The sequence below is a fragment of the Collinsella sp. AM38-1BH genome (assembly GCF_003467545.1).
Taxonomy (GTDB): domain Bacteria; phylum Actinomycetota; class Coriobacteriia; order Coriobacteriales; family Coriobacteriaceae; genus Collinsella.
Window position 1 is genome coordinate 47,033 of sequence record NZ_QSHC01000008.1, and the last position, 19,235, is coordinate 66,267.

19 protein-coding genes are annotated in these 19,235 nt (G+C 59.4%); 10 read left to right on the forward strand and 9 right to left on the reverse strand.

Features of this window, described 5'->3' with window-relative positions; genetic code table 11:
* Position 1 precedes the first annotated feature (1 nt).
* On the reverse strand, positions 2-2,806 hold the full coding sequence (locus DW870_RS04860; protein WP_117877058.1) for a transporter substrate-binding domain-containing protein: 2,805 nt from the start codon (positions 2,804-2,806) through the stop codon (positions 2-4).
* A gap of 198 nt (positions 2,807-3,004) precedes the next feature.
* Here DW870_RS04860 and DW870_RS04865 point away from each other — a divergent pair, with 198 nt between their 5' ends.
* From DW870_RS04865 to DW870_RS04875, 3 genes are read left to right on the forward strand one after another with little or no spacing between them, the layout of a single operon-like run.
* On the forward strand, positions 3,005-3,430 hold the full coding sequence (locus tag DW870_RS04865) for a potassium channel family protein (RefSeq protein WP_117820851.1): 426 nt from the start codon (positions 3,005-3,007) through the stop codon (positions 3,428-3,430).
* Between the two features lie 36 nt (positions 3,431-3,466).
* Positions 3,467-4,168 carry a TIGR00730 family Rossman fold protein gene (locus DW870_RS04870; RefSeq protein ID WP_233504003.1) on the forward strand — a complete coding sequence of 234 codons (702 nt, stop codon included), beginning with the start codon at positions 3,467-3,469 and terminating at the stop codon, positions 4,166-4,168.
* Positions 4,126-5,430 (forward strand): chloride channel protein, encoded by a 1,305-nt coding sequence (locus tag DW870_RS04875; protein WP_117820852.1) that lies wholly within the window; start codon positions 4,126-4,128, stop codon positions 5,428-5,430. Before DW870_RS04870 ends, DW870_RS04875 begins: the two co-directional genes overlap by 43 nt.
* 95 nt (positions 5,431-5,525) lie before the next feature.
* Here the strand turns inward: DW870_RS04875 and DW870_RS04880 are convergent, their stop codons facing one another.
* From DW870_RS04880 to DW870_RS04890, 3 genes are read right to left on the reverse strand one after another with little or no spacing between them, the layout of a single operon-like run.
* Positions 5,526-6,224: an ABC-2 transporter permease gene (locus tag DW870_RS04880; protein WP_117820853.1), complete on the reverse strand. Its 699-nt coding sequence runs from the start codon at positions 6,222-6,224 to the stop codon at positions 5,526-5,528.
* On the reverse strand, positions 6,221-7,102 hold the full coding sequence (locus DW870_RS04885) for an ABC transporter ATP-binding protein (RefSeq protein WP_117820854.1): 882 nt from the start codon (positions 7,100-7,102) through the stop codon (positions 6,221-6,223). The genes DW870_RS04880 and DW870_RS04885 overlap by 4 nt, the downstream gene beginning before the upstream one ends.
* Positions 7,103-7,125: 23 nt before the next feature.
* Positions 7,126-7,506 (reverse strand): GntR family transcriptional regulator, encoded by a 381-nt coding sequence (locus DW870_RS04890; RefSeq protein WP_117820855.1) that lies wholly within the window; start codon positions 7,504-7,506, stop codon positions 7,126-7,128.
* A gap of 566 nt (positions 7,507-8,072) precedes the next feature.
* Here DW870_RS04890 and DW870_RS04895 point away from each other — a divergent pair.
* From DW870_RS04895 to DW870_RS04905, 3 genes are all read left to right on the forward strand, one after another.
* Positions 8,073-9,686 (forward strand): peptide chain release factor 3, encoded by a 1,614-nt coding sequence (locus DW870_RS04895; RefSeq protein WP_117820856.1) that lies wholly within the window; start codon positions 8,073-8,075, stop codon positions 9,684-9,686.
* A 155-nt stretch (positions 9,687-9,841) separates the two neighbouring features.
* Positions 9,842-10,564 (forward strand): VUT family protein, encoded by a 723-nt coding sequence (locus DW870_RS04900; protein WP_022093974.1) that lies wholly within the window; start codon positions 9,842-9,844, stop codon positions 10,562-10,564.
* Positions 10,565-10,573: 9 nt separating this feature from the next.
* Positions 10,574-11,254 (forward strand): SDR family NAD(P)-dependent oxidoreductase, encoded by a 681-nt coding sequence (locus DW870_RS04905; protein ID WP_117820857.1) that lies wholly within the window; start codon positions 10,574-10,576, stop codon positions 11,252-11,254.
* A 50-nt stretch (positions 11,255-11,304) separates the two neighbouring features.
* Here the strand turns inward: DW870_RS04905 and DW870_RS04910 are convergent, their stop codons facing one another.
* Together DW870_RS04910 and DW870_RS04915 are read right to left on the reverse strand one after the other, a co-directional pair.
* Positions 11,305-12,030 carry a uracil-DNA glycosylase gene (locus DW870_RS04910; protein ID WP_117877060.1) on the reverse strand — a complete coding sequence of 242 codons (726 nt, stop codon included), beginning with the start codon at positions 12,028-12,030 and terminating at the stop codon, positions 11,305-11,307.
* An 88-nt stretch (positions 12,031-12,118) separates the two neighbouring features.
* Positions 12,119-13,021, reverse strand: a complete 903-nt coding sequence (locus DW870_RS04915; RefSeq protein ID WP_117877062.1) for a DMT family transporter — start codon at positions 13,019-13,021, stop codon at positions 12,119-12,121.
* A 158-nt stretch (positions 13,022-13,179) separates the two neighbouring features.
* On the opposite strand from DW870_RS04915, the gene DW870_RS04920 reads away from it, so the two are divergent.
* Entirely contained in the window at positions 13,180-14,046 is an 867-nt protein-coding gene (locus DW870_RS04920; protein ID WP_117877064.1) for a LysR family transcriptional regulator, read from the forward strand.
* A 27-nt stretch (positions 14,047-14,073) separates the two neighbouring features.
* Here DW870_RS04920 and DW870_RS04925 read toward each other — a convergent pair whose 3' ends face one another.
* Positions 14,074-15,456 carry an MATE family efflux transporter gene (locus DW870_RS04925; RefSeq protein WP_117877066.1) on the reverse strand — a complete coding sequence of 461 codons (1,383 nt, stop codon included), beginning with the start codon at positions 15,454-15,456 and terminating at the stop codon, positions 14,074-14,076.
* A gap of 178 nt (positions 15,457-15,634) precedes the next feature.
* Here DW870_RS04925 and DW870_RS04930 point away from each other — a divergent pair, with 178 nt between their 5' ends.
* Entirely contained in the window at positions 15,635-16,450 is an 816-nt protein-coding gene (locus DW870_RS04930) for a putative RNA methyltransferase (protein WP_117877068.1), read from the forward strand.
* Between the two features lie 129 nt (positions 16,451-16,579).
* On the opposite strand, the gene DW870_RS04935 is transcribed toward DW870_RS04930, so the two are convergent.
* Positions 16,580-16,981, reverse strand: a complete 402-nt coding sequence (locus DW870_RS04935) for a hypothetical protein (protein WP_117877070.1) — start codon at positions 16,979-16,981, stop codon at positions 16,580-16,582.
* Between the two features lie 435 nt (positions 16,982-17,416).
* Between DW870_RS04935 and DW870_RS04940 the strand changes: the two genes are divergently transcribed.
* Entirely contained in the window at positions 17,417-18,121 is a 705-nt protein-coding gene (locus DW870_RS04940) for a class I SAM-dependent methyltransferase (RefSeq protein ID WP_117877072.1), read from the forward strand.
* Between the two features lie 48 nt (positions 18,122-18,169).
* Here the strand turns inward: DW870_RS04940 and DW870_RS04945 are convergent, their stop codons facing one another.
* Positions 18,170-18,466: a hypothetical protein gene (locus tag DW870_RS04945; RefSeq protein ID WP_117877074.1), complete on the reverse strand. Its 297-nt coding sequence runs from the start codon at positions 18,464-18,466 to the stop codon at positions 18,170-18,172.
* A gap of 77 nt (positions 18,467-18,543) precedes the next feature.
* Between DW870_RS04945 and DW870_RS04950 the strand changes: the two genes are divergently transcribed.
* Positions 18,544-19,032 carry an N-acetyltransferase gene (locus tag DW870_RS04950; protein ID WP_117716525.1) on the forward strand — a complete coding sequence of 163 codons (489 nt, stop codon included), beginning with the start codon at positions 18,544-18,546 and terminating at the stop codon, positions 19,030-19,032.
* Positions 19,033-19,235: the final 203 nt, after the last annotated feature.

Genomic DNA, 19,235 nt, shown 5'->3' on the forward strand with positions numbered 1-19,235 from the left:
ACTATAGCGAAACGGATCCGTTTTTCTTGATGCGGGCGAGTATGTTTTTGAGCTTGTTAAAGTCGAGCGGTTTGGACAGATGGGCGTTCATGCCGGCATCGTGTGCCGCCTTGGCGTCCTCGGCAAAGGCGTTGGCGGTGAGCGCGATGATGGGGATATCGGCTGCATCGACCTTCTCGCTCAGACGAATCGCGCGGGTTGCCTCATAGCCGTCCATGCCCGGCATCATGATGTCCATCAGAATCGCATCGAAGCTGCCGGCGGGATGTGACAGGTACAGATCGACGACTTCGTTGCCATTGGCGGCGCGGGTGACCACGACGCCCTCGGATTCTAGCAGCGTCTGGGCAATCTCGGCATTCAATTCGTTGTCTTCGGCGAGCAACACGTTCATGTCGGCGAGCGAGCAGTCGAGCACCCCCTCGACCGTATCTGCCCGCGCCTGAGGGTTCTTGTCGATATCGAGCGGAATCTGGACGTTGAACGTACTCCCCACGCCAACCTCACTCGAAATCTCAATCGTACCGCCCATCAGTTCAATAAGCGACTTGACGATTGGCATGCCCATGCCGGTTCCTTGGAACTTGCTGCGCGCATCGTCACCTTCTTGGGCAAACGGTTCATAGATATGCTTTAAAAACTCGGGAGCCATGCCAATGCCGGTATCCGAAACGCTAAAGCAAAAGAGCGCGCGCCCATCATCGAGTGGCTTGGTCTTTGAACTAAAGGTGACGGAGCCGCCGCGCTTGTTGTACTTAATGCTGTTGTCTAACAGGTTGATTATGATCTGTCGGATATGGGTGGGACTGCCGATCATGTATGGCCCCGTGGCGTACGGCAGACTATTGTCCTGCATTGTGATGCCGTTATCGGATGCGCGGAGCTTGCACAGCACCAGCGTATCGTCACAGAGCTCTTTGAGGTTAAAAGGCGCATGTTCCAGAGTTAGCTTGCGGTCTTCGATTTTGCCCATCTCGAGGATGTCGTTGATCAGCGAGAGTAGGTGATTGGCGGCAACACGCGCCTTGGCGCGGCTTTCGCGGGCGGCCTGCATGTCGCCGTCTTTCAATTCCTCAATTTCGATAAGACCCAGGATGCCGTTGAGTGGCGTACGGATGTCGTGGCTCATGCGCGTGAGGAATGCCGTCTTAGCGGCGTTGGCGGCATCGGCTTTTTTGCGCTCGGTTCGAGCGCGCACGAGCGCCCAGATGAGCAGGACGATGCCGACCGACAACATACCGATGAGGGTAGCTGCAATGGCGGTGCGGTTGCGATAAAGGAATTGAAGCGTGTTGGATTCCTGGGCCGTGTACGACGTGGAGGAGAAATTGCTTGCGGAGAGCGATTCTCCGGCATTGATGATGCCCTTGTTGATGATTCCCAGCAGCTCGGGCTTTCCGCGCGAAATCCAGCACGAGAGCTCACAGGTGTCAGGGAGCTCGACCGTCTCGCAGTCCTCGAGATCGTAACGGTCACCGATGGTTTTTACGCGTGAACTGGGAGCGACGATGCAGTGCGCCGTTCCCTTCCTGAGGGCGTCGAACGCTTCATCGTCGGATTGGTATTCGGTTACGGTCGCTGTGGGGAACAGGCTTTCAAGTGCATTTTTGTTGACAAACGATGATTTGGTACAGGCGATGTTCTGAAGGTCTTTGTTCAGGTTGCTGCCGGTGTAGATGGCGGTGAGGGATATGGTCCCCAACGATATCGACTGCACAACGCCTGTTTGCTCGGCAAACCAGTAATCTCGGTATACCGGCAGCGCAACGTCTATGCTTCCCTTTGACAGGGCCTTTGACGTCATCTTGTAGCTATCAAAGGCGACGGTTTTGACCGTAATGCCAAATTTATCGTGCAACGTTGTCGCAAGCGATGCGAGCGAGCCTTCCATTTTGCCGTCTTCGTCTTCGTTGCAGTAGGGGAGTTTGCCCGTAATGTAGCCGAGTGTGATGGTGTTGTCATTTGCTTTGAGCCAGGAACGTTCGGGGCCGTTGAGCGATGATGAACCGCTGTTTTGGGTCGAGTAGTTAGATTTGACTTCGTCGTTATAGCGTGGGTTGACGCGGGCGATTGCCGTCATGGCAGCATTGATGTCGTTCATCAGGTCGGGGCGGCTTTTGGGAACGGCAAAATAGTAGTCGCTCGAGCCGATGTAGAACATGGGGGAGGCACTGGGCGACGAGGTCGTGTCGTTCATGATGACGGCATCGACTTCGTCGTTTGCGAGCGCGTCAAAGAGATCGGATCCTCCGTCATACTCCCTGTATGTGCAGGTGATTCCTTCGTTGGCGAGCCACTGCTGGCCAACGAAGGTTTGCATAACACCGGAGTTGCAACCGATGGTAAGGCCCTGGAGCGCTTGGGGGTCACCCTTGGCCAGGTCGTCGCGATCGGGCTTGGCGTAGATGTAGTAGCGCTCGGTGCCCTCGGGGTTCGAGGAAAAGAGCAGCTTTTGGGTGCGTTCCTCGGAGTAGGAGATGTTGGGCATGAGGTCGATTTCGCCTGCCTCGAGCATGTCCATAAGCTCGGTGAAGGTGCCGGAGACGTATTCGTACCGCCAGCCGGGCGTGTAGTACGACAGGGTCTGGAGGTACTCGTAACCCCATCCCGATAGACGCTCGCCGGGGGTGCCGTCCTGGAAGCCCTCGTTGTTGACGAGCCAACCAACGCGGACCGTTTTGACCTGTTGATCGGAGCCGGCGGCAAAGGCGGGGGCGGGCATGATGGTGCTCAGTACGGCGAGCGCGGCAAGCGCGACGGCCAGGGTGCGATATATAACTGAACGAAGGACAGCGGAAGCTCTCACATGCAATCCTAACGAATCGAGACGTTACCGCACAAGGATACCAGCTCAGCCTGCCTAACCGGCAGTTGCGCCGCTAAACGGTTCCTCCCAGCACTTGGGGACAGTCCCTTTCTGCCGGCACAAAAGGAACGTCCTCAAGTGCCGGATGTGGGACAATACCGAGCGAATGTGATTGGGCATCTGAGAAAAGGGGTCGCGATGAACAAGTTGAGGACGCTTGCCGACGTGTTGCGCCAGGCTGGCTTTGCGCGCATCACGGGCCTGTTTCTTATCTTCTATCTGCTGTGCTCGACGGCTGTCTGGCTGTCCGAGCCCACGACCCTCACGTTTGGCGATGGTCTCTGGTTTAGCTTTGAGACGGTCTCGACCATCGGCTTTGGCGATATCCCGGCCGAAACGCCGGTCGCTCGCGCTATTACCGTCGTCCTGAGCGTTATCAGCATCTTCTACATCGCCATGCTCACGGGTGTGGCGGTGAACTACTGCAATATGCTCATCAAGCTGCGCCAAAAGGACACCATGGCGCGCTTTATGGACGATCTGGAGCATTTGGAAGAGCTCGATCGTGACGAGCTCGCCGACCTGTCGCGCCGTGTGCGCGAATATCGCCGACGCCAACGCTAGAACGGGCGCCGCGCGTCACGACGAGGGGGACTGAATATGAATATCACGGTATACCTGGGCGCCAGCGTCGGCAATGACCCGGCGTTTCTGCCTGCGGTGCAAGAGCTGGGCAACTGGATTGGCTCCAACGGGCACGCGCTGGTATACGGCGGGTCCAAATCGGGCCTGATGGGCGCGCTCGCCGATAGCGTACTCGAGGCAGGTGGACACGTGACGGGCGTTGAGCCGAGCTTTTTTATCGAGGCGGAGTTCCAGCACGAGGGCATCGACGACCTTATCGTTACAAGTGACATGGCCGAGCGCAAAGCCAAGATGATCGAGCTCGGTGATGCGTTCATCGCCTTTCCCGGTGGGACGGGCACGCTCGAGGAGATTGCCGAGGTTATGTCCGCGGTATCGTTGGGGCACCTGAGTGCTCCGTGCATTCTGTACAACCTGGGTGGGTACTACAACGACCTCAAAGCCCTGCTCGGGCACATGATCGAAAAGGCATTGTCGAGTCCGCAGCGCCAACAAGGCATCTACTTTGCCGACGATTTGCGCGAGATTGCCTCGATTATTAACGGACAAGTCTTGAGCCTGTTCCGCTATGACTCCCAATGGTGCCGTTTGCAGCGCGGATGGTTGGCTTGTCTGGGCAACGCTCGCTCTACAATAAAACGTATCTATGTCGACTTTGACCGCGGGAGGACCCGATGGATAGCCTTGCCAAACCCAAAAACCGCGCGCTGTTTTTAATGAGCGTTGCCGTGACCGGTGCGTTCGCAGGTGCCGCGGTCTGGCTGTTCTTTTTTGCGATGGAGCACGGTATCGACTATCTGTGGACCGAGATCCCCCACATGCTGGGCGCGGCGTCGCCCGAACTCGCCAGCGGCCCGTTCGGTTTTCTGCCGTATCCGTTTTTCGTCTGCCTGCTGGGCGGCCTGCTGATCGGCCTGTACGAAAAGCTTACGGGCACCAAGACCGACGACCTCAACCAGGTGATGGCTAAGGTTAAGCAAGACGGGCGCTACCCGTACGACAACCTGGGCAAGCTTTCGCTCGCGGCATTGCTGCCGCTGCTGTTTGGCGGAAGTATTGGACCGGAGGCCGGCCTGACCGGCGTTATCGCGGGTCTGTGCAGCTGGGTCGGCGACCGCATGCGCCGCTTTGGCGCCGAGTTCAGGGAGCTCACGCTGTTGGGCACCCAGGCCGCGCTGACGGCGCTCTTTACCGCGCCCGTCTTTGGCTTTGTGGCGCCGCTCGCCGGTAGCGCCGACGGCCAGGGCGAAGACGCCGGCGATGGGTCCGCGTCCGGCGAGATCACCATCAAACTGCCCAAGGCACAGAAGACTGTGGTCTACGGTATTGCGATTGCCGGCGGCCTGGGCACCTATCTGCTGCTCGGCCAGGTTATGGGCGGCGGCATGGGCATGCCCAGGTTCGAGGCCGCCGAGGTGGGCAACCTGGAGCTTGCCTGGCTCATCCCGCTGGCGTTGGTTGGCACCGTTTGCGGCTGGCTGTACTTTGTCTCGGAGCACGCGAGCGAGGCGCTGTCCCATGCAATAGGGGAGCGTCCTGTCGTCAAGGCCATGCTGGCCGGTCTGGCGCTCGCCATCTGCGGCACGGTCTTGCCCTACACCATGTTTGCCGGCGAGACCCAGGCCGATGTACTTATGGAGACCTACCTCACCATTCCCGCCGGCGTGCTTATCGCGACCGGTCTTGTTAAGGCCATGCTGACGCCCGCCCTCATCAACCTTGGTTGGCGCGGCGGCCACTTCTTCCCCGTTATCTTCTCGGGCGTAAGCCTGGGCTATGGCCTTGCCATCCTCACCGGCGCAGATCCGGTCTTTTGCGTCGCCGTCTGCACGGCATCGACGATGGGTGCGGTCATGCGCCAGCCTGTCATGGTTGTGGGCCTGCTGCTTATGTGCTTCCCGCTCAAGGGCATCGTCTGCATGATCATCGCCGCCGTTATCGCCGCTGGCATTCCGCTGCCCAAGCCGCTGCGTAAGTAGCACGGTGACGCACGCCGGGGACATGCCGTTTGTCACGGATTTGCGGATGGGCGATTGCGACCGATAGTGGCCTGCATAGGTCGAGTTTCGCGTGCCTACAGATCGCGTACTTGATAAACCTTGGTGCTGACGGTACAGCTGACTGCACATAGCGCGAGGGCCAGTACGGCAATTCCTGCGCACAGGCAGCCAAGAACGGCAGGATCGGGATTCGCTCCGGCAATCGACATGAGCCAGTTGCTGATGGGGTTGGAGGAGCTCAGCGTGGCCATGGTGCCGCAACCAAGCAGGGCAAACAGGCCAACGGATAGGCGCAGCGCCTCCATGTGACCAAATCGAAAGAACAGCGGCTGCGCCAAAAACACCATCATGAGGGAGATGAGCATCGATGCTGCCGAGGCGATTGCGATTTCAAAGACCGTCTGTCCCGTCGAAGGAATGCCCGCGCTGTTGAAGAGCGGGATGGAGGCGATGCTCAAAAGCGTAGCTGCACATGCCATGACGGCGGAGAAGACAATAACGCTCAGGTAGCGTGCGCGGATGATGTCTTTGCGCGAGAAGGGCAGCGTTGCCCGGTAGCGCTCCCAACCGTTTTGATTGTCGAAACCGGCCAGTGAGTTCATGACTATGATGGGCGACATGGCACTGACGGCGCAGGCGCCGGCGCTCATACCGGAATCGCCATCCGACGCGTTGACGAGCGTCAGCACAACGAAGATGAACAAGCCGACGCCCGCAATGCTCGGGATGAGCGTGCGAACGATGGCGAGTTCGGACATAAAGGCGCGTTTCATTTCGAAGCCCCTTTCAGTATGAGGCGCAGATAGTCATCAATGGTTGCCCGATCGCAGGGAATCTCGGGAAAGGCCTCGAGCGTTTCGCGACGGTTGGGTACGAGTACGTCCACGCTGTAGGCGTGACGGGCGGCACGGGCGCCTTCGACGCAAGCCATAAGCTCGGCAGCCTGCGATTGGGTGCAGTGGGCGATGCCGGCGCGGTCGGTAATGTCCTCGCGCGGCAGGTCAAAAATAATCGAGCCATTATCGATGCAGATGACGCGATCAGCGGTGCGATCGAGGTCGGACGTAATGTGGCTCGAGAGCAGCACACTGTGCTGGCCGTCGGCGACAAAGGCAAGCAGCTCATCAAGCAGTTCCTCGCGTGCCATGGGATCGAGGCCCGCGGTGGCTTCGTCCAAAACGAGCAGCTTGGCCTTGTGACTGAGCGCACAGGCAAGCTGCAGTTTCATGCCCATGCCGCGGGAGAGGTCCTTGACCTTTGTCTTGGGATCGAGGCCAAATCGGTTGATGAATCCGGCGAACGTTTCGCGGTCCCACGTGGGGTACGCTGGGCCTACGAGCGACTCGATCTGGCCCACCTTGAGCGTGGAGGGGAAGGGGCACGTGTCCAGGACAAGACCGACGCGGGAGCGTAGATGGCGTTGCGACTCATCGGGCGCGTCGGCGCCACAGCGCTGCCCAAACAGGTGCACTTCGCCGGCATCGAGCTTTATAAGCCCGAGAGCAGCTCGAATCGTCGTTGTTTTGCCAGCACCGTTGGCACCAACAAAGCCGATGATCTGGCCAGGCTCCACGGCAAGCGTGACGTCGCGCAGCGAAAAGCGGTCGCTTACAGCGTGTGAGATGCCTTTGAGTTCAAGCAAGTTTTGCATGGTATAGCCTTTCTTGCAGATGGCTACTGCATGGTTTCGGGGGCTACCAGGTCGAGCATCTCGTGCAGTTTGTCGCGCGTGACGCCCAGGGTTTCGGCTTGGCTCGCCGCTTTCGCAAGTAGCTCTTCGATATGGCAGAGCTGGTTTTCGCGCAAAAGCTCCTGGTTGCCCTCGGCGACAAAACAGCCCTTGCCCTGCACGGTGCAGATAAAGCCAAGCTGCTCCAAGTCGGCGTAGGCACGCTTGGTGGTGATTACGCTCACGCCCAGGTCGCTCGCGAGTGCACGGATGCTGGGGAGTTTGGCTCCCGCAGCGAGCGTGCCCGATAAGATCTGAGCTTTGACCTGCGAGGTTATCTGCTCGTAGATGGGCTTATCGCTCGAATTGGATAGGATGATGTCCACAGCGGCTCCTTAGCTGTTGGGCTACACGTGTATATAACCGGTAAGCACAGTATATATACACTATGCACAGTTATGCAAGAGCTAAATGTGGAATAGACCATCGGCGCCGCGCTTGCTCCAAAACAATCTCAATCTGTAACATCTGGGTCCGTTTTTGGTCGCCAGCTGTTACAGATTGAGATGTTATTTTCCCGCCTGCCTATTTGTCTCAATCTGTAACAGTAAGAGTCGATTTGCGCGGCTAGATGTTACAGAACGAGACATTGGCTGCCTGCCTTTCCGTTTATCTCGATTTGTAACAGCTAGACCCAATTTGGGCGGCCAGGTGTTACAGATTGAGATTGTGCCGGCGGACAAGTTCGTTTGTCTCAATCTGTAACAGATAGGGGGGGCAAATAAGCTCTGCTGTTACAGATTGAGACAGTCTGCTGCAGAATACTTTCGATAACTAGCCGTTCACGTTCTGACTGATGAATTTGTCCTGATAGGCGCCCTAGAGCGAGATTTCGCGGCTACAATAATACGGTTACAACGACGTAATGCACTCAATGCAAGAAAGGATCCGCATGGCAAGCCTGTCGGATGAAATCTCGTCGCGCCGCACATTCGCGATCATCAGCCACCCGGACGCCGGTAAGACCACGCTTACCGAGAAGCTGCTGCTCTATACCGGCAGCATCCAGACCGCCGGCTCGGTCAAGGGCAAGAGCTCGGCCAAGCATGCCGTTTCGGACTGGATGGACATCGAGAAGGAGCGCGGCATTTCCGTTACCTCCTCGGTGCTGCAGTTCACCTACAACGGCGCCTGCGTCAACATCCTCGATACCCCCGGCCACCAGGACTTCTCGGAGGATACCTACCGTACCCTTATGGCCGCCGACGCCGCAGTCATGGTCATCGACGGCGCCAAGGGCGTCGAGGCCCAGACCAAAAAGCTCTTTAAGGTCTGTACGCTGCGCCACATTCCCATCTTCACCTTTGTGAACAAGCTCGACCACGAGGCTCGCGATCCGTTTGAGCTCATGGAAGAGATCGAGAACGTCCTGGGTATCAATACGTATCCCATGAACTGGCCGATCGGCAGCGGCCGCAACTTCCGCGGTGTGTTCGATCGTCAGACCCGTCGCGTCATTGCCTTTGAGGGCGACGGTCACGCCAACGCCACCAAGAAGGTCGCCGAGGTCGAGGCCGAGCTGGGCGATCCTTCCATGGACGAGCTTATCGGCGAGGAGAACCATAAGAACCTGATGGACGACATCGAGCTGCTCGATGGTGCCGGCGACGAGCTCGACTTGGACGCCGTGGCCTGCGGCAAGCTGAGCCCGGCGTTCTTTGGCTCGGCGCTTACCAACTTTGGCGTGGAGCCCTTCCTCAAGGAGTTCCTGCGTCTGGCCCCGACGCCGCGCGCCTATACCGATACGCTCACCAGCGAACCGGTCGATCCCTGCCGCGACGACTTTAGCGGCTTTGTGTTTAAGATCCAGGCCAACATGGACAAGAACCACCGCGACCGCATCGCCTTTGTGCGCATTTGCTCGGGCAAGTTCGAGCGCGGCATGGATGCCTTCCACGTGCAGGGCAACCGCAAGCTCAAGCTTGCCACGGGCACGTCGATGATGGCCGATGACCGCGCCATCGTGGACGAGGCGTACGCGGGCGATATCGTGGGCCTGTTCGATCCGGGCATCTTTAGCATCGGCGACACCGTGTGCTCTGGCAAGCGCCACGTGCAGTATCCGCAGATCCCGACGTTTGCCCCCGAGATGTTCGCTCGTATTACGCAGGTCGACACGCTCAAGCGCAAGCAGTTCGTCAAGGGCATGGAGGAGCTTGCCCAGGAGGGCGCCATCCAGATCTTCCGCGAGTTGGGTGCCGGCATGGAGAGCGTCATCGTGGGCGTGGTCGGTGTGCTGCAGTTTGAGGTGCTCGAGCGCCGCCTCAAGGCCGAGTACCGTGTTGAGGTTCGTCGCCAGCCGCTGCCCTATACGGACATCCGCTGGATCCAGAACGACCCCGATACCATCGATATCCCGGCCCTTTCGCTCACGCGCGACACGCTTCGTGTCGAGGATATGCGCGGCGGTAAGCTGCTGCTGTTCACGAGCCCGTGGAACGTGGACTGGGCAACCGACCACAACCCCGACCTTATCCTGTCGGAGTTTGGCAACGTAGCGTTTTAACGCATCGGCGCGGTGGCCCTGCGGGGCTGCCGCGCCGTTTGCTTGCCTGATGCCGTGTGAGCGGCTATCATACCACCGTCGTCTCAAGACCGGGGCGTCCGAGCAGTTCGGGTCCGATATCCTGCTCGTTAAACCTAAAACCAAAGGAGTACATAATGATCAAGAAGGTCATGGAGGACTACAAGGTCCTGTTGCGGAGCATTCCCGCGGCAACGGTTTCGCTGTTTTTCGTGAGTGTCATCATGATGAACCTGCTGGCCAACAAAGAGCTCATCAGCCTGCCGTATCTGGCACTCGATTGCGGCTTTGTGGTGAGCTGGGTTTCGTTTTTGTGCCAGGACATGATCTGCAAACGCTTTGGCGCCAAGGCATCCATCAAAATCTCTATCCTCGCGCTGCTGGTCAACCTGGCCGTGAGCCTGTGCTTTTGGGCATGCTCGCTCACGCCCGGTATGTGGGGCGCCTACTACGACACGGGCATGATCGAGGTTAACACTGCCCTTAACGCTACCATCGGTGGCACCTGGTACGTGGTGCTGGGCTCTTCGCTGGCAATGCTCGTCTCTGCCGTGGTTAACTCCACGCTCAACCAGTCGCTCGGCCGCATGCTCAAAAAGAATAATTTTGCGAGCTTCGCCTTCCGCTCCTATGTGTCCACGGGTGTTGGCCAGTTTATCGACAACCTGGTCTTTGCCATTGTGGTGAGCCACACGTTCTTTGGTTGGACCTGGGTGCAGGTCCTTATGTGCTCACTGACCGGCGCTGTCGCCGAGCTGCTGTGCGAGGTCTTCCTGAGCCCCGTGGGCTACAAGGTCGTGCGCGGCTGGGAGCGCGAGAATGTGGGTTCCGAGTACCTCGAGCGCCACGCAACCGCCTAAGGAGCAAGTATGCGGGTTTTGATCACGGGCGCTTCGGGCGGTATCGGAGCCGCGTGCGTGCAGCGCTTTTTGGACGAGGGCCACGAGGTCGTGGGCTTTGATCTGCTGCCGGCGGCGATCGAACACGAGCGCTACCGCCATCTGATCGTTGATGTACGCGAGCCGGACTCGTTTCCAGGCGACCTTGAACCCCAGGTAATCGTGAACGTTGCCGGTACGCAGGATTCGGCCGACGATATCGCTGCCAACCTGCGTGGCACCATCAACGTGACCGAGCACTACGCCTTTGTGGGGGAGGGGCTTGCCGCCAAGCCTGCGCCGGCTATCAAATCCGTGGTCAATGTGGGGTCGGCGAGCGGGCATACGGGATCGGAGTTTCCCGCCTATGCCGCCAGCAAGGGTGGCGTTATCGCCTACACCAAGAACCTTGCAAACCGTCTGGCGCCGCAGGCCATCGCCAACAGTGTGGACCCGGGTGGCGTTATCACGCCGCTCAACCGTTGTGTGATGGAAGACGAGCACCTGTGGAACCAGATTATGGAGCTCACGCCGCTTAAGCGCTGGGCCACTGCCCAAGAGATCGCCGAGTGGATCTACTTTGTGGGCGTGACCAACCGGTTTATGACCGGGCAGAGCCTGCTGATCGATGGCGGCGAGGCCGGCCGCACACAATTTATTTGGCCTGAATAGGAAACGCGCCCGATGGAAAGCCGTCGGGCGCGTTTTTGATGTATCGATTTTTAGCCGAGGCAAGTCCAGTTGACGGGGGTCGAGCCGTGCTGCTCGAGTAGCCGATTGGCTGCCGAGAAGGGGCGCGATCCCATAAAAGCGGGGAGTTCTGCCGTGGCACGGTTGGCCGAAAGCGGCGAGGGATGCGTAGAGGCCAGGCAGAACTTGTCGGTTGCCTTGCCCGCGCCAGTTGCGACGAGCTTGCCTTCGACCATCTGCTGGGCAAAGCGGCCCCATGCCAAAAAGACGACCGGCTGGGGCAGCTGGCAGCAGCGTTCGATAACATAGTCGGTGAGCGTGCTCCAGCCCAGTTTGGCGTGCGAGTTGGCGGCATGCTCGCGCACGGTGAGCGTAGTGTTGAGGAGCAGGACGCCCTGTTGTGCCCATGGTGTTAGATCTCCCGTGGCGGGAATAGGGCAGCCCAGATCGGCTTTGAGTTCCTTATAGATGTTGCGCAGGCTCGGCGGCAACTTGGTTTGCGTCGCGGGGACCGAGAAGGACAGTCCCATGGCCTGGTTGGGTCCGTGATAGGGATCTTGACCCAAGATGACAACCTTGACCTGGTCGGCCGGCGTGTAGGCGAGGGCATTGAGGATGTCGTCTTGTGCCGGGTAGATAGTCTGCTCGGCACGCAAAAGGGCGATGCGCTCGAGCAGCTGGTTCGTAGTGTCACGTACCGGCTGCGGCGCATCGCCCAACCAAGTTGCTATGTTGCGGTCGCGGGTTGCGGTGTCCATGGGGCTCCTTTATGGCAGATGCTCTGTTGGCATCTATTGTAAAGGCGCACCGGTTGCCTTTATGCCGCGGCTGCATAAGGAGTGGGGATTACGAGACGCGCTCGGGCGCTCCTGCCATACGAGCCTGTCCATGCGCGCGAAGGCGCGGAAGCTCGACGGTTGCCACCATGACGCCGGTGAGGATGAGGGCGGCGCCAAAGAAGGCGATGGGGCTCAGGACCTCGCCGACCAGGAAGAACGAGAAGACGGCAGAGCAGACCGGCTCGAGTGAGAAAGCGAAGCCGGTGGTCTCGGCGGGCACGTGGGGCTGCACGAGCGTCTGGGTGATAAAGCCATAGGCAGAGCAGATGAGTGCGAGTGCGACGACGACCGCGACCTCGCCCGGCGTGCCGGGAAGCGTGAAACCGCCAAAGGTGAATGCGGCGATACCCGAGAATAAGCCGCCGAAGCCCAGCTGCCAAACGCCCAGGGCCAGCGGGTCGACATCTTCGACAAAGCGCTTCGCCACAATGATATGGCCGGCATAGATAAAGGCCGAGAGCAGCATGATGATCGCGCCGGGATTCAGGCTGGTAAAGTCGGCGCCCGAGAGCAGCAGCATGCCGCAGGTGACGATGGCGGTGCCGACGAGCACTTTGCGTTCGGGGGCGCGACGCAGCAGGGCGGCGTTGGCAAACGGCACGATCACGACCGTCAGGCTCTGCAAAAAGCCGGCGGTGGAGGCAGAGGTGAGGCTGGAGCCCAGGCACATGCAGGTGAGCTCGGTTGCCATAATGGCGCCGATGATGGCGGCGCGGACCATAAGATCGCGGTTGATACGGAACGCGCGCCTGTGGAAGAGCAGTAGGCAGGCCGCAAAGGCGATGATGCAGCGCAGCGCGACGATGCTCGTGGCGTTCATGCTGTCCATGCCGATCTTCATAAGGGGGTACGAAAAGCCCCATGCGACGGGAACGGAAAATGAGAGCGCGATTGCTTTTTTGCGATCCATGGGACTCCTTTTGTTACAGAACGATTTCGTAAAAGGGATTCTGCTCGCAGATTTGGATGTAGTAAAGCGAATGTATCTTCAGTATGATTAAGAAATGCTAATGTTGGCGGGAAAAGCCCTGGCAAAACGTTTTACGGCTGCATTGATATGGAGGCACGATGGCATCGCGGTATCAGATTGTTTGTATGGTGGTCGATCGCGGCAGCCTGAAACGCGCGGCGGACGAGCTGGGCTATACGCAAAGTGCGGTGAGCCAGGCCGTCAAGGCGCTCGAGCGCGAGCTGGGTACTACGCTTATCGAGCGCGGTAAGCAGGGCGTTTCGCTTACGCGCGACGGTAAACAATATCTGCCGTTCCTGCGCCAGATTGTGACCGCCGAGGCCGAGCTTGAGGGCAAGCGCCAGGAGCTGCTGGGGCTCTCTTCGACTGATATTCGCATTGCGACGTTCACCAACGTGAGTCGTACCGTGCTGCCGCGCGTGATTCGCGACTTTGGGGCTCTGCACCCGGGCGTGCACTTTACCCTCAAGCAGGGCGATTACACGCGTAACGCCCAGTGGGTGCACGATGGCGTGGTTGACTTTTGCTTTACGGCGCGCGGATTTACCGCTGGGCTCGAGAAGCGCGTGGTCTATCACGACGAGTTGGTGGCATTGCTGCCGGCCACGCATCCGCTGACGGCAAAGGAAAAGGTAACGCTCGCCGACCTGGCGTCCGAGCCGTTTGTGCTGCTGGATGAGGGCGAACAGAGCCTAGTACTCGATGCATTTGCAGCGCATGGGCTGTCGCCGCATGTGACGAGCGAGGTCACCGACGACTACACCATCATGGCGATGGTGGAGGAGGGCCTAGGCGTGAGCATGCTGTATCGCCGTACCGTCGAGGGCATGCAGACCGATATTCGCGTGCGTCCCATCGTGCATGCCCCCTCGCGCGACGTGGTGGCCGCCTGGCGCAGCTGGGACACCATGCCCATCGCCACGAGGCGCTTTATCGACTATATGAGCTCGCATATTGTCAATTAATGACTGGCGTGGCGTTGAGCGCGGTGTTTAGCGGGCTGTCGCTTTGGCTTGGGTGGCGCGATAGGTGCGTGCCGGGTGGCAAAGTAGTACCGCCACGACCATAAAGAACGCCGTAGTGCCCAGGCTGATGGGGTAGACCATCATGATGTTCGCAAAAGTGCGGAAGTGCGGGAACACGCAGAACACCCAATAGAAGCGGATGCCGCAGACGCAGATCATGGTGATGAGGGCGGGCGTGAGCGAGATGCCAAAGCCGCGCAGATAACCGGACATGTTTTCGTAGAACATGCTAAAGGCGTATGCCGGAAAGATTGAGCACACGCGGATATAGCCGATCGAGACGATGTTGGGATCGCTGTTGAACAGCGACAGGATCTCGCGCCCCAGGCCGACAATGACGACAATCGTGGTGAGCGCAACGATGCCGCCTTCGACCAGGCAGACCTTGAGCGTCTTGGTGCAGCGGTCAATCTGGCGGGCACCGTGGTTTTGTCCCACAAAGGTGGTGCACGCCTGGCTAAAGCTGTTGAGCAGGTTGTAGCACACGTACTCCAGGCTCATGGCGGCGCTCGATGCGGCCATGACCTCGGTGCCCAGACTGTTGATGGCAGACTGGATGATGATGTTGGCGACGGCAAAGACAGCGCTTTGGATGCCGGCGGGCAGGCCGATCTTGACGATGCGCTTGAGGGCGACGGGGTCGATAGCCAGGTCGCGTGGGGTAACGCGGACGACGGAGTCGGTCTTGAGCAGGTGGATAAAGAGCGTAGCGGCGCTGACGGTGTAGGCGATGGCGGTGGCGATGGCGACGCCCGCGACGCCCCAGTGGAGCACGGGGACAAAGATGAGGTCCAGGCCAATGTTGAGGACGGTGGACACGGCAAGTGCTTGCAGCGGCATGCGGGTGATGCCGACGGAGCGGAAGATCGCGGCCTCAAAGTTGTAGAGCAAGATCGAGGGCATGCTGAGCAAAAAGACGCGCAGGTAGAGCGAAGCGAGCGGCATGGTTTCGGCGGGAACGTTGAGCGCGGCGAGCATGGGCTCGGCAAAGATTTCGCCCAGTGCGATGACGACAAAGCCCACGAGCGCCATAAGAATCGAGGTATGGACGGCGCGTTTGACCATGTTCTGGTCGTTGCGGCCGATAGCGTTGGCGATGACCACGTTGGAGCCAAGCGACATGCCAATAAACAGGTTGAGCATAAGACTGGTAAGCGGAACATTGGAGCCGACCGCCGCCATGGCGAGGGTTCCCTGGTCGCCCGAGAAGTTACCGATGATGACCGTGGCGATGAGGTTCGACAGCTGCTCCAAGATGCTCGTGGCGGCCACGGGGAAGGCGAACAGGGGAATATTTCGCCACAGCGAGCCGGTGGTCATGTCAATGTGCCTAGATACGGTATCGGCCATACGCTCTCAATCTCTAACATGCTATTTCGCGCTTATTTGCGCAGACGATGATACTCCTAATCGACTAGTCATTGGGGACGCTCTTAAACGACTAGTCATTCAAGAACGTCCCCAATGACTAGGTGGGGAAGGCGTGCGACAATGGTGGGCGTTGTGTTGTTCGCGCTAAGGAGTTGCCATGTTGTTGTGTCCCGTTTGCCATAAGCCATTGGTGGACGACGAGCGCGGTGCTGCATGCGCGGGCGGACACCGGTTTGACCGTGCGCGCGAGGGCTATCTATATCTACTGCGCTCGTCCAAGAGCGGCGACTCTATGGGCGATCCCAAGTCGCAGGCACGCAGCCGCCGTGACTTTCTGAATTGCGGTTACTATGCGCCGTTGCGCGATGCGATGGTTGAGTTGGCGCGCAAGCAGGTGTCTGGGCGCGCCGCGCCCGTGAACGGCCCCATGACGCTGCTCGATATTTGCTGTGGCGAGGGCTATTACACCAGCGCCATGGGCGCGGTGCCGGGCGTGGATGCTTACGGCTTTGACCTGGGCAAAGAGATGGTGCGCCTTGCCGCCAAGCGCGGCGATGCGACCTACTTCGTGGCCAACATGAAGGACATCCCCGTGCCTGATGCCGCCTTCGATATGGTGACCGAGCTCTTTGCTCCCTTTAACGAGCGCGAGTTTGCCCGCGTGCTGGCGCCAGACGGTTCACTCTATACCGTGGTGCCGGGTGCCTGTCATCTGTTTGGGCTTAAGGAAGTGCTCTACGACACGCCGTACCTTAACGATGAGAAACTGCCGAAGACTACCGAGCTCGAGTTGGTCGGAACGCAGCGGGTGTCTGCGAATATTACGCTCCGGACGCAGGCCGACATTGAGGCGGTATTCCAAATGACGCCGTACTACTACCGCACGCGCCCTGCCGATAAAGAGCGCCTGGCAAACCTGGACACCCTTCAAACCGACATCGACTTCATCATCGCCGAGTACCGCCACTGCTAGCAACCTGCCAAAAAGGGACAGGTTTATTTTGGCAGGTTTTATCTGGGCAAACGTAAAGGGCCGACCGCGGAGATGCGCGATCGGCCCCTTTTTAGTTGTTTGGCTGCAGAGGTTATGAAAAGCGAGCGCTTACAGGCGGTCCTTGTTCTCGGCCTTAACGGCGTGTGCCTGCTGAATAAAGAACAGGTCGTACACCACGATGACAAAGGCGCCAAAGTTGATGGCGTCGCCGCCAAACGCGGGGAGCGTGAGCATGGCCTGCGCAATCGTGGCGATTGCGGCAACGATGCCAAGCTTAAACGCGCCATCCACCTGCGAAGGCTTGTTGGCACCCTTGATGCCCGCAACACCTGCGGCAAGATCGACAAGGCCCTTGGCGACCAGCACGATCGCGGCGAGCATGGCGTTCGATCCGTAGGTGGACTCGAACTTGCCGGTCGCGATGCCGGCGATTCCAATGACGAGACTGGCGATGCCCAGAACAAAATAAATCAGGGCAAGGATTTTGAGTGTCTTGCGAGCGGCGCTCATAGCTGGTCCTTTCGATGCGGGTGCAGAGAATCTGTCGCACCCAGGTTGCGGCACATATCGTGAAGCACATTGTAGTTCAACGGGGCGATGCGTGCGTTTGAAAGCATCTCTTGCCTGAACGGTCCAACCTTTCAAAAAGGAAAGCTGGGTGTAAGCCAAATCGATGGCAGCGTATGCGCGGCGCTGCGATGATGGGGCCATGGTAAGAGCTGGAGCGAAGGAGGAGCCATGATGTACGGAGCCAAGCAAGTGCGTGAGCCGCGGTCGTTGGGAAGGCGCATGGGTGATTCTGTGATCGCTGCCGTGTGCACGGGATTGATGGCGGCGCTTTGCATTGGGATGCTGTGGGCCATGTCGCATGTGGGACAATAGCGGACGGTTGGGTGCCGGCGTAAACGGCGCTCGCGTATTCGTTTTGCTTGCTAAGGAGTACCCATGGGCGTCGTCGATCCCTTTTCTGTTGCTCGGGCCGCGGGGCTTGAGCTGACCGGGAAGTCCGAGGGCCTCACACTCACCGACGGTACGATGGAGCTGCGTGCCGATTTTACCCGCATGCTTCCGCGGCTCAAGCAGGGCCGTCTGCAGCAAGAGCTACTGGTAAAAGCTGCGCGCACAAAAGGCATCGAGAGCCCATGGGCGATTGATGCCACGGCAGGCTTTGGCGAGGATTCGCTGCTGCTGGCGGCCGCGGGCTTTACCGTCGATCTGTATGAACAGGATTGCGTGATCGCGGCGCTTCTCAAGGATGCCCTGGATCGCGCGGCAGATGATCCGGCGCTTGCGACTGCCGCGGCGCACATGCGCTTACATGCGGGCGAGGATAGCATTGCCGGCCTTCGCCATGCAGCTGAGCTGATCGGGCGGGGCGAGCTTACCGCTCCCGACGTGGTATATCTGGACCCCATGTTTCCCGAGCGCAACAAGAGCGCGGCGGTGAAAAAGAAGTTCCAACTCTTGCACCATCTGGAACAGCCGTGTGCCGATGAGGAGGCGCTGGTCGAAGCTGCGCTCGCGGTGCACCCGCGCAAGGTGGTTATCAAGCGGCCGGTGAAAGGCCCGCTGCTTGCCGGCGTTAAGCCGAGCTATCAGCTTGCGGGCAAGGCCGTCCGCTACGATGTCCTGGTGCCGCCGCGCCCGTAGCTTGCGTGCGATGGCTGGTGCTCCGTCAGCGCCGTGTCGATGCGGGGTCTATTTCCAAGGGTGCGACGTCAGGTGCCACCCGCCGCAGTATTCGCATTTGTAGCAGGCCAAACCGCGCCGCCCGCGGTTTTCGCAGTCGGCCATAACGGCCTCGGCCTCGGCGCGCGTGTCGTAACGGTTTTTGCGCTCGCACGACTTGTAGCGCCAGACTTCATCGCGCTTGGCGTCTAGGGCGTCGCGGCGCTCGTCCTCGCGCGCAAACAGGTCGCTCATATCGCCGCCGGTAGCAGCGCCCAAAAACTCGCTTTTGGCCTTTGACCAGGCGGCTCGCTTTTTGCTTCCCATCTGCTTCGCGCCCTTCTCAAAACGTTGGTATCATTGCCCAATCAATGTGATACCAATAAACGTGAGGTTGCCGCGTGATGATCAGAAAAACCCTCGATACCGACATTCCCGCCGTCATGGCTATCTATGACGCCGCCCGCGCGTTTATGCGCGCGCATGGTAACGCCACGCAGTGGCCCGAGGGCACGCCTTCGGCCGAGCAGCTGGCTGCCGATATTGCCGCTGGTGGCAGTTACGTGTGCGAAGTCGACGGCCGTGTGGTGGCGACGTTTGCCTTTTTACCGGGTCCGGACGAGTGCTATGACGTAATTGAGGACGGTCAATGGCGCAGCGACACTCCATATGCCGTGCTGCATCGCGTGGCATCCGACGGCACCGTGCACGGTATCGCGGCCGCGATGTTTGCCTTTGCCAAGGCGCGCGCCGACCACCTGCGTATCGACACGCACGCGGACAACCTGCCTATGCAGGGCGCGAGCATGAAAGCGGGGTTCGAGCGCGCCGGCGTCGTGTATGTTTCGGACGGCACGCCGCGTGTTGCGTTCGACTGGCTGCGCGAGGCGTAAGAGCAGGGGCGCGTGTCAACAATTCGCGCGAACGAAAATGGTCCCACCCGGGGCCATTTTCGTTCGCTGCGCTGATTTGCAAGCCGGCTTTCGCAAGGCGCGAACCTACGAAAATCGCCGCGCGGCAACGCGGGGCGATGAGCTCGGTCGGGGGATAGGGCCCGCTTCGCCCGCCGGCTCGTAAATTGTATCATCCAGTGTGG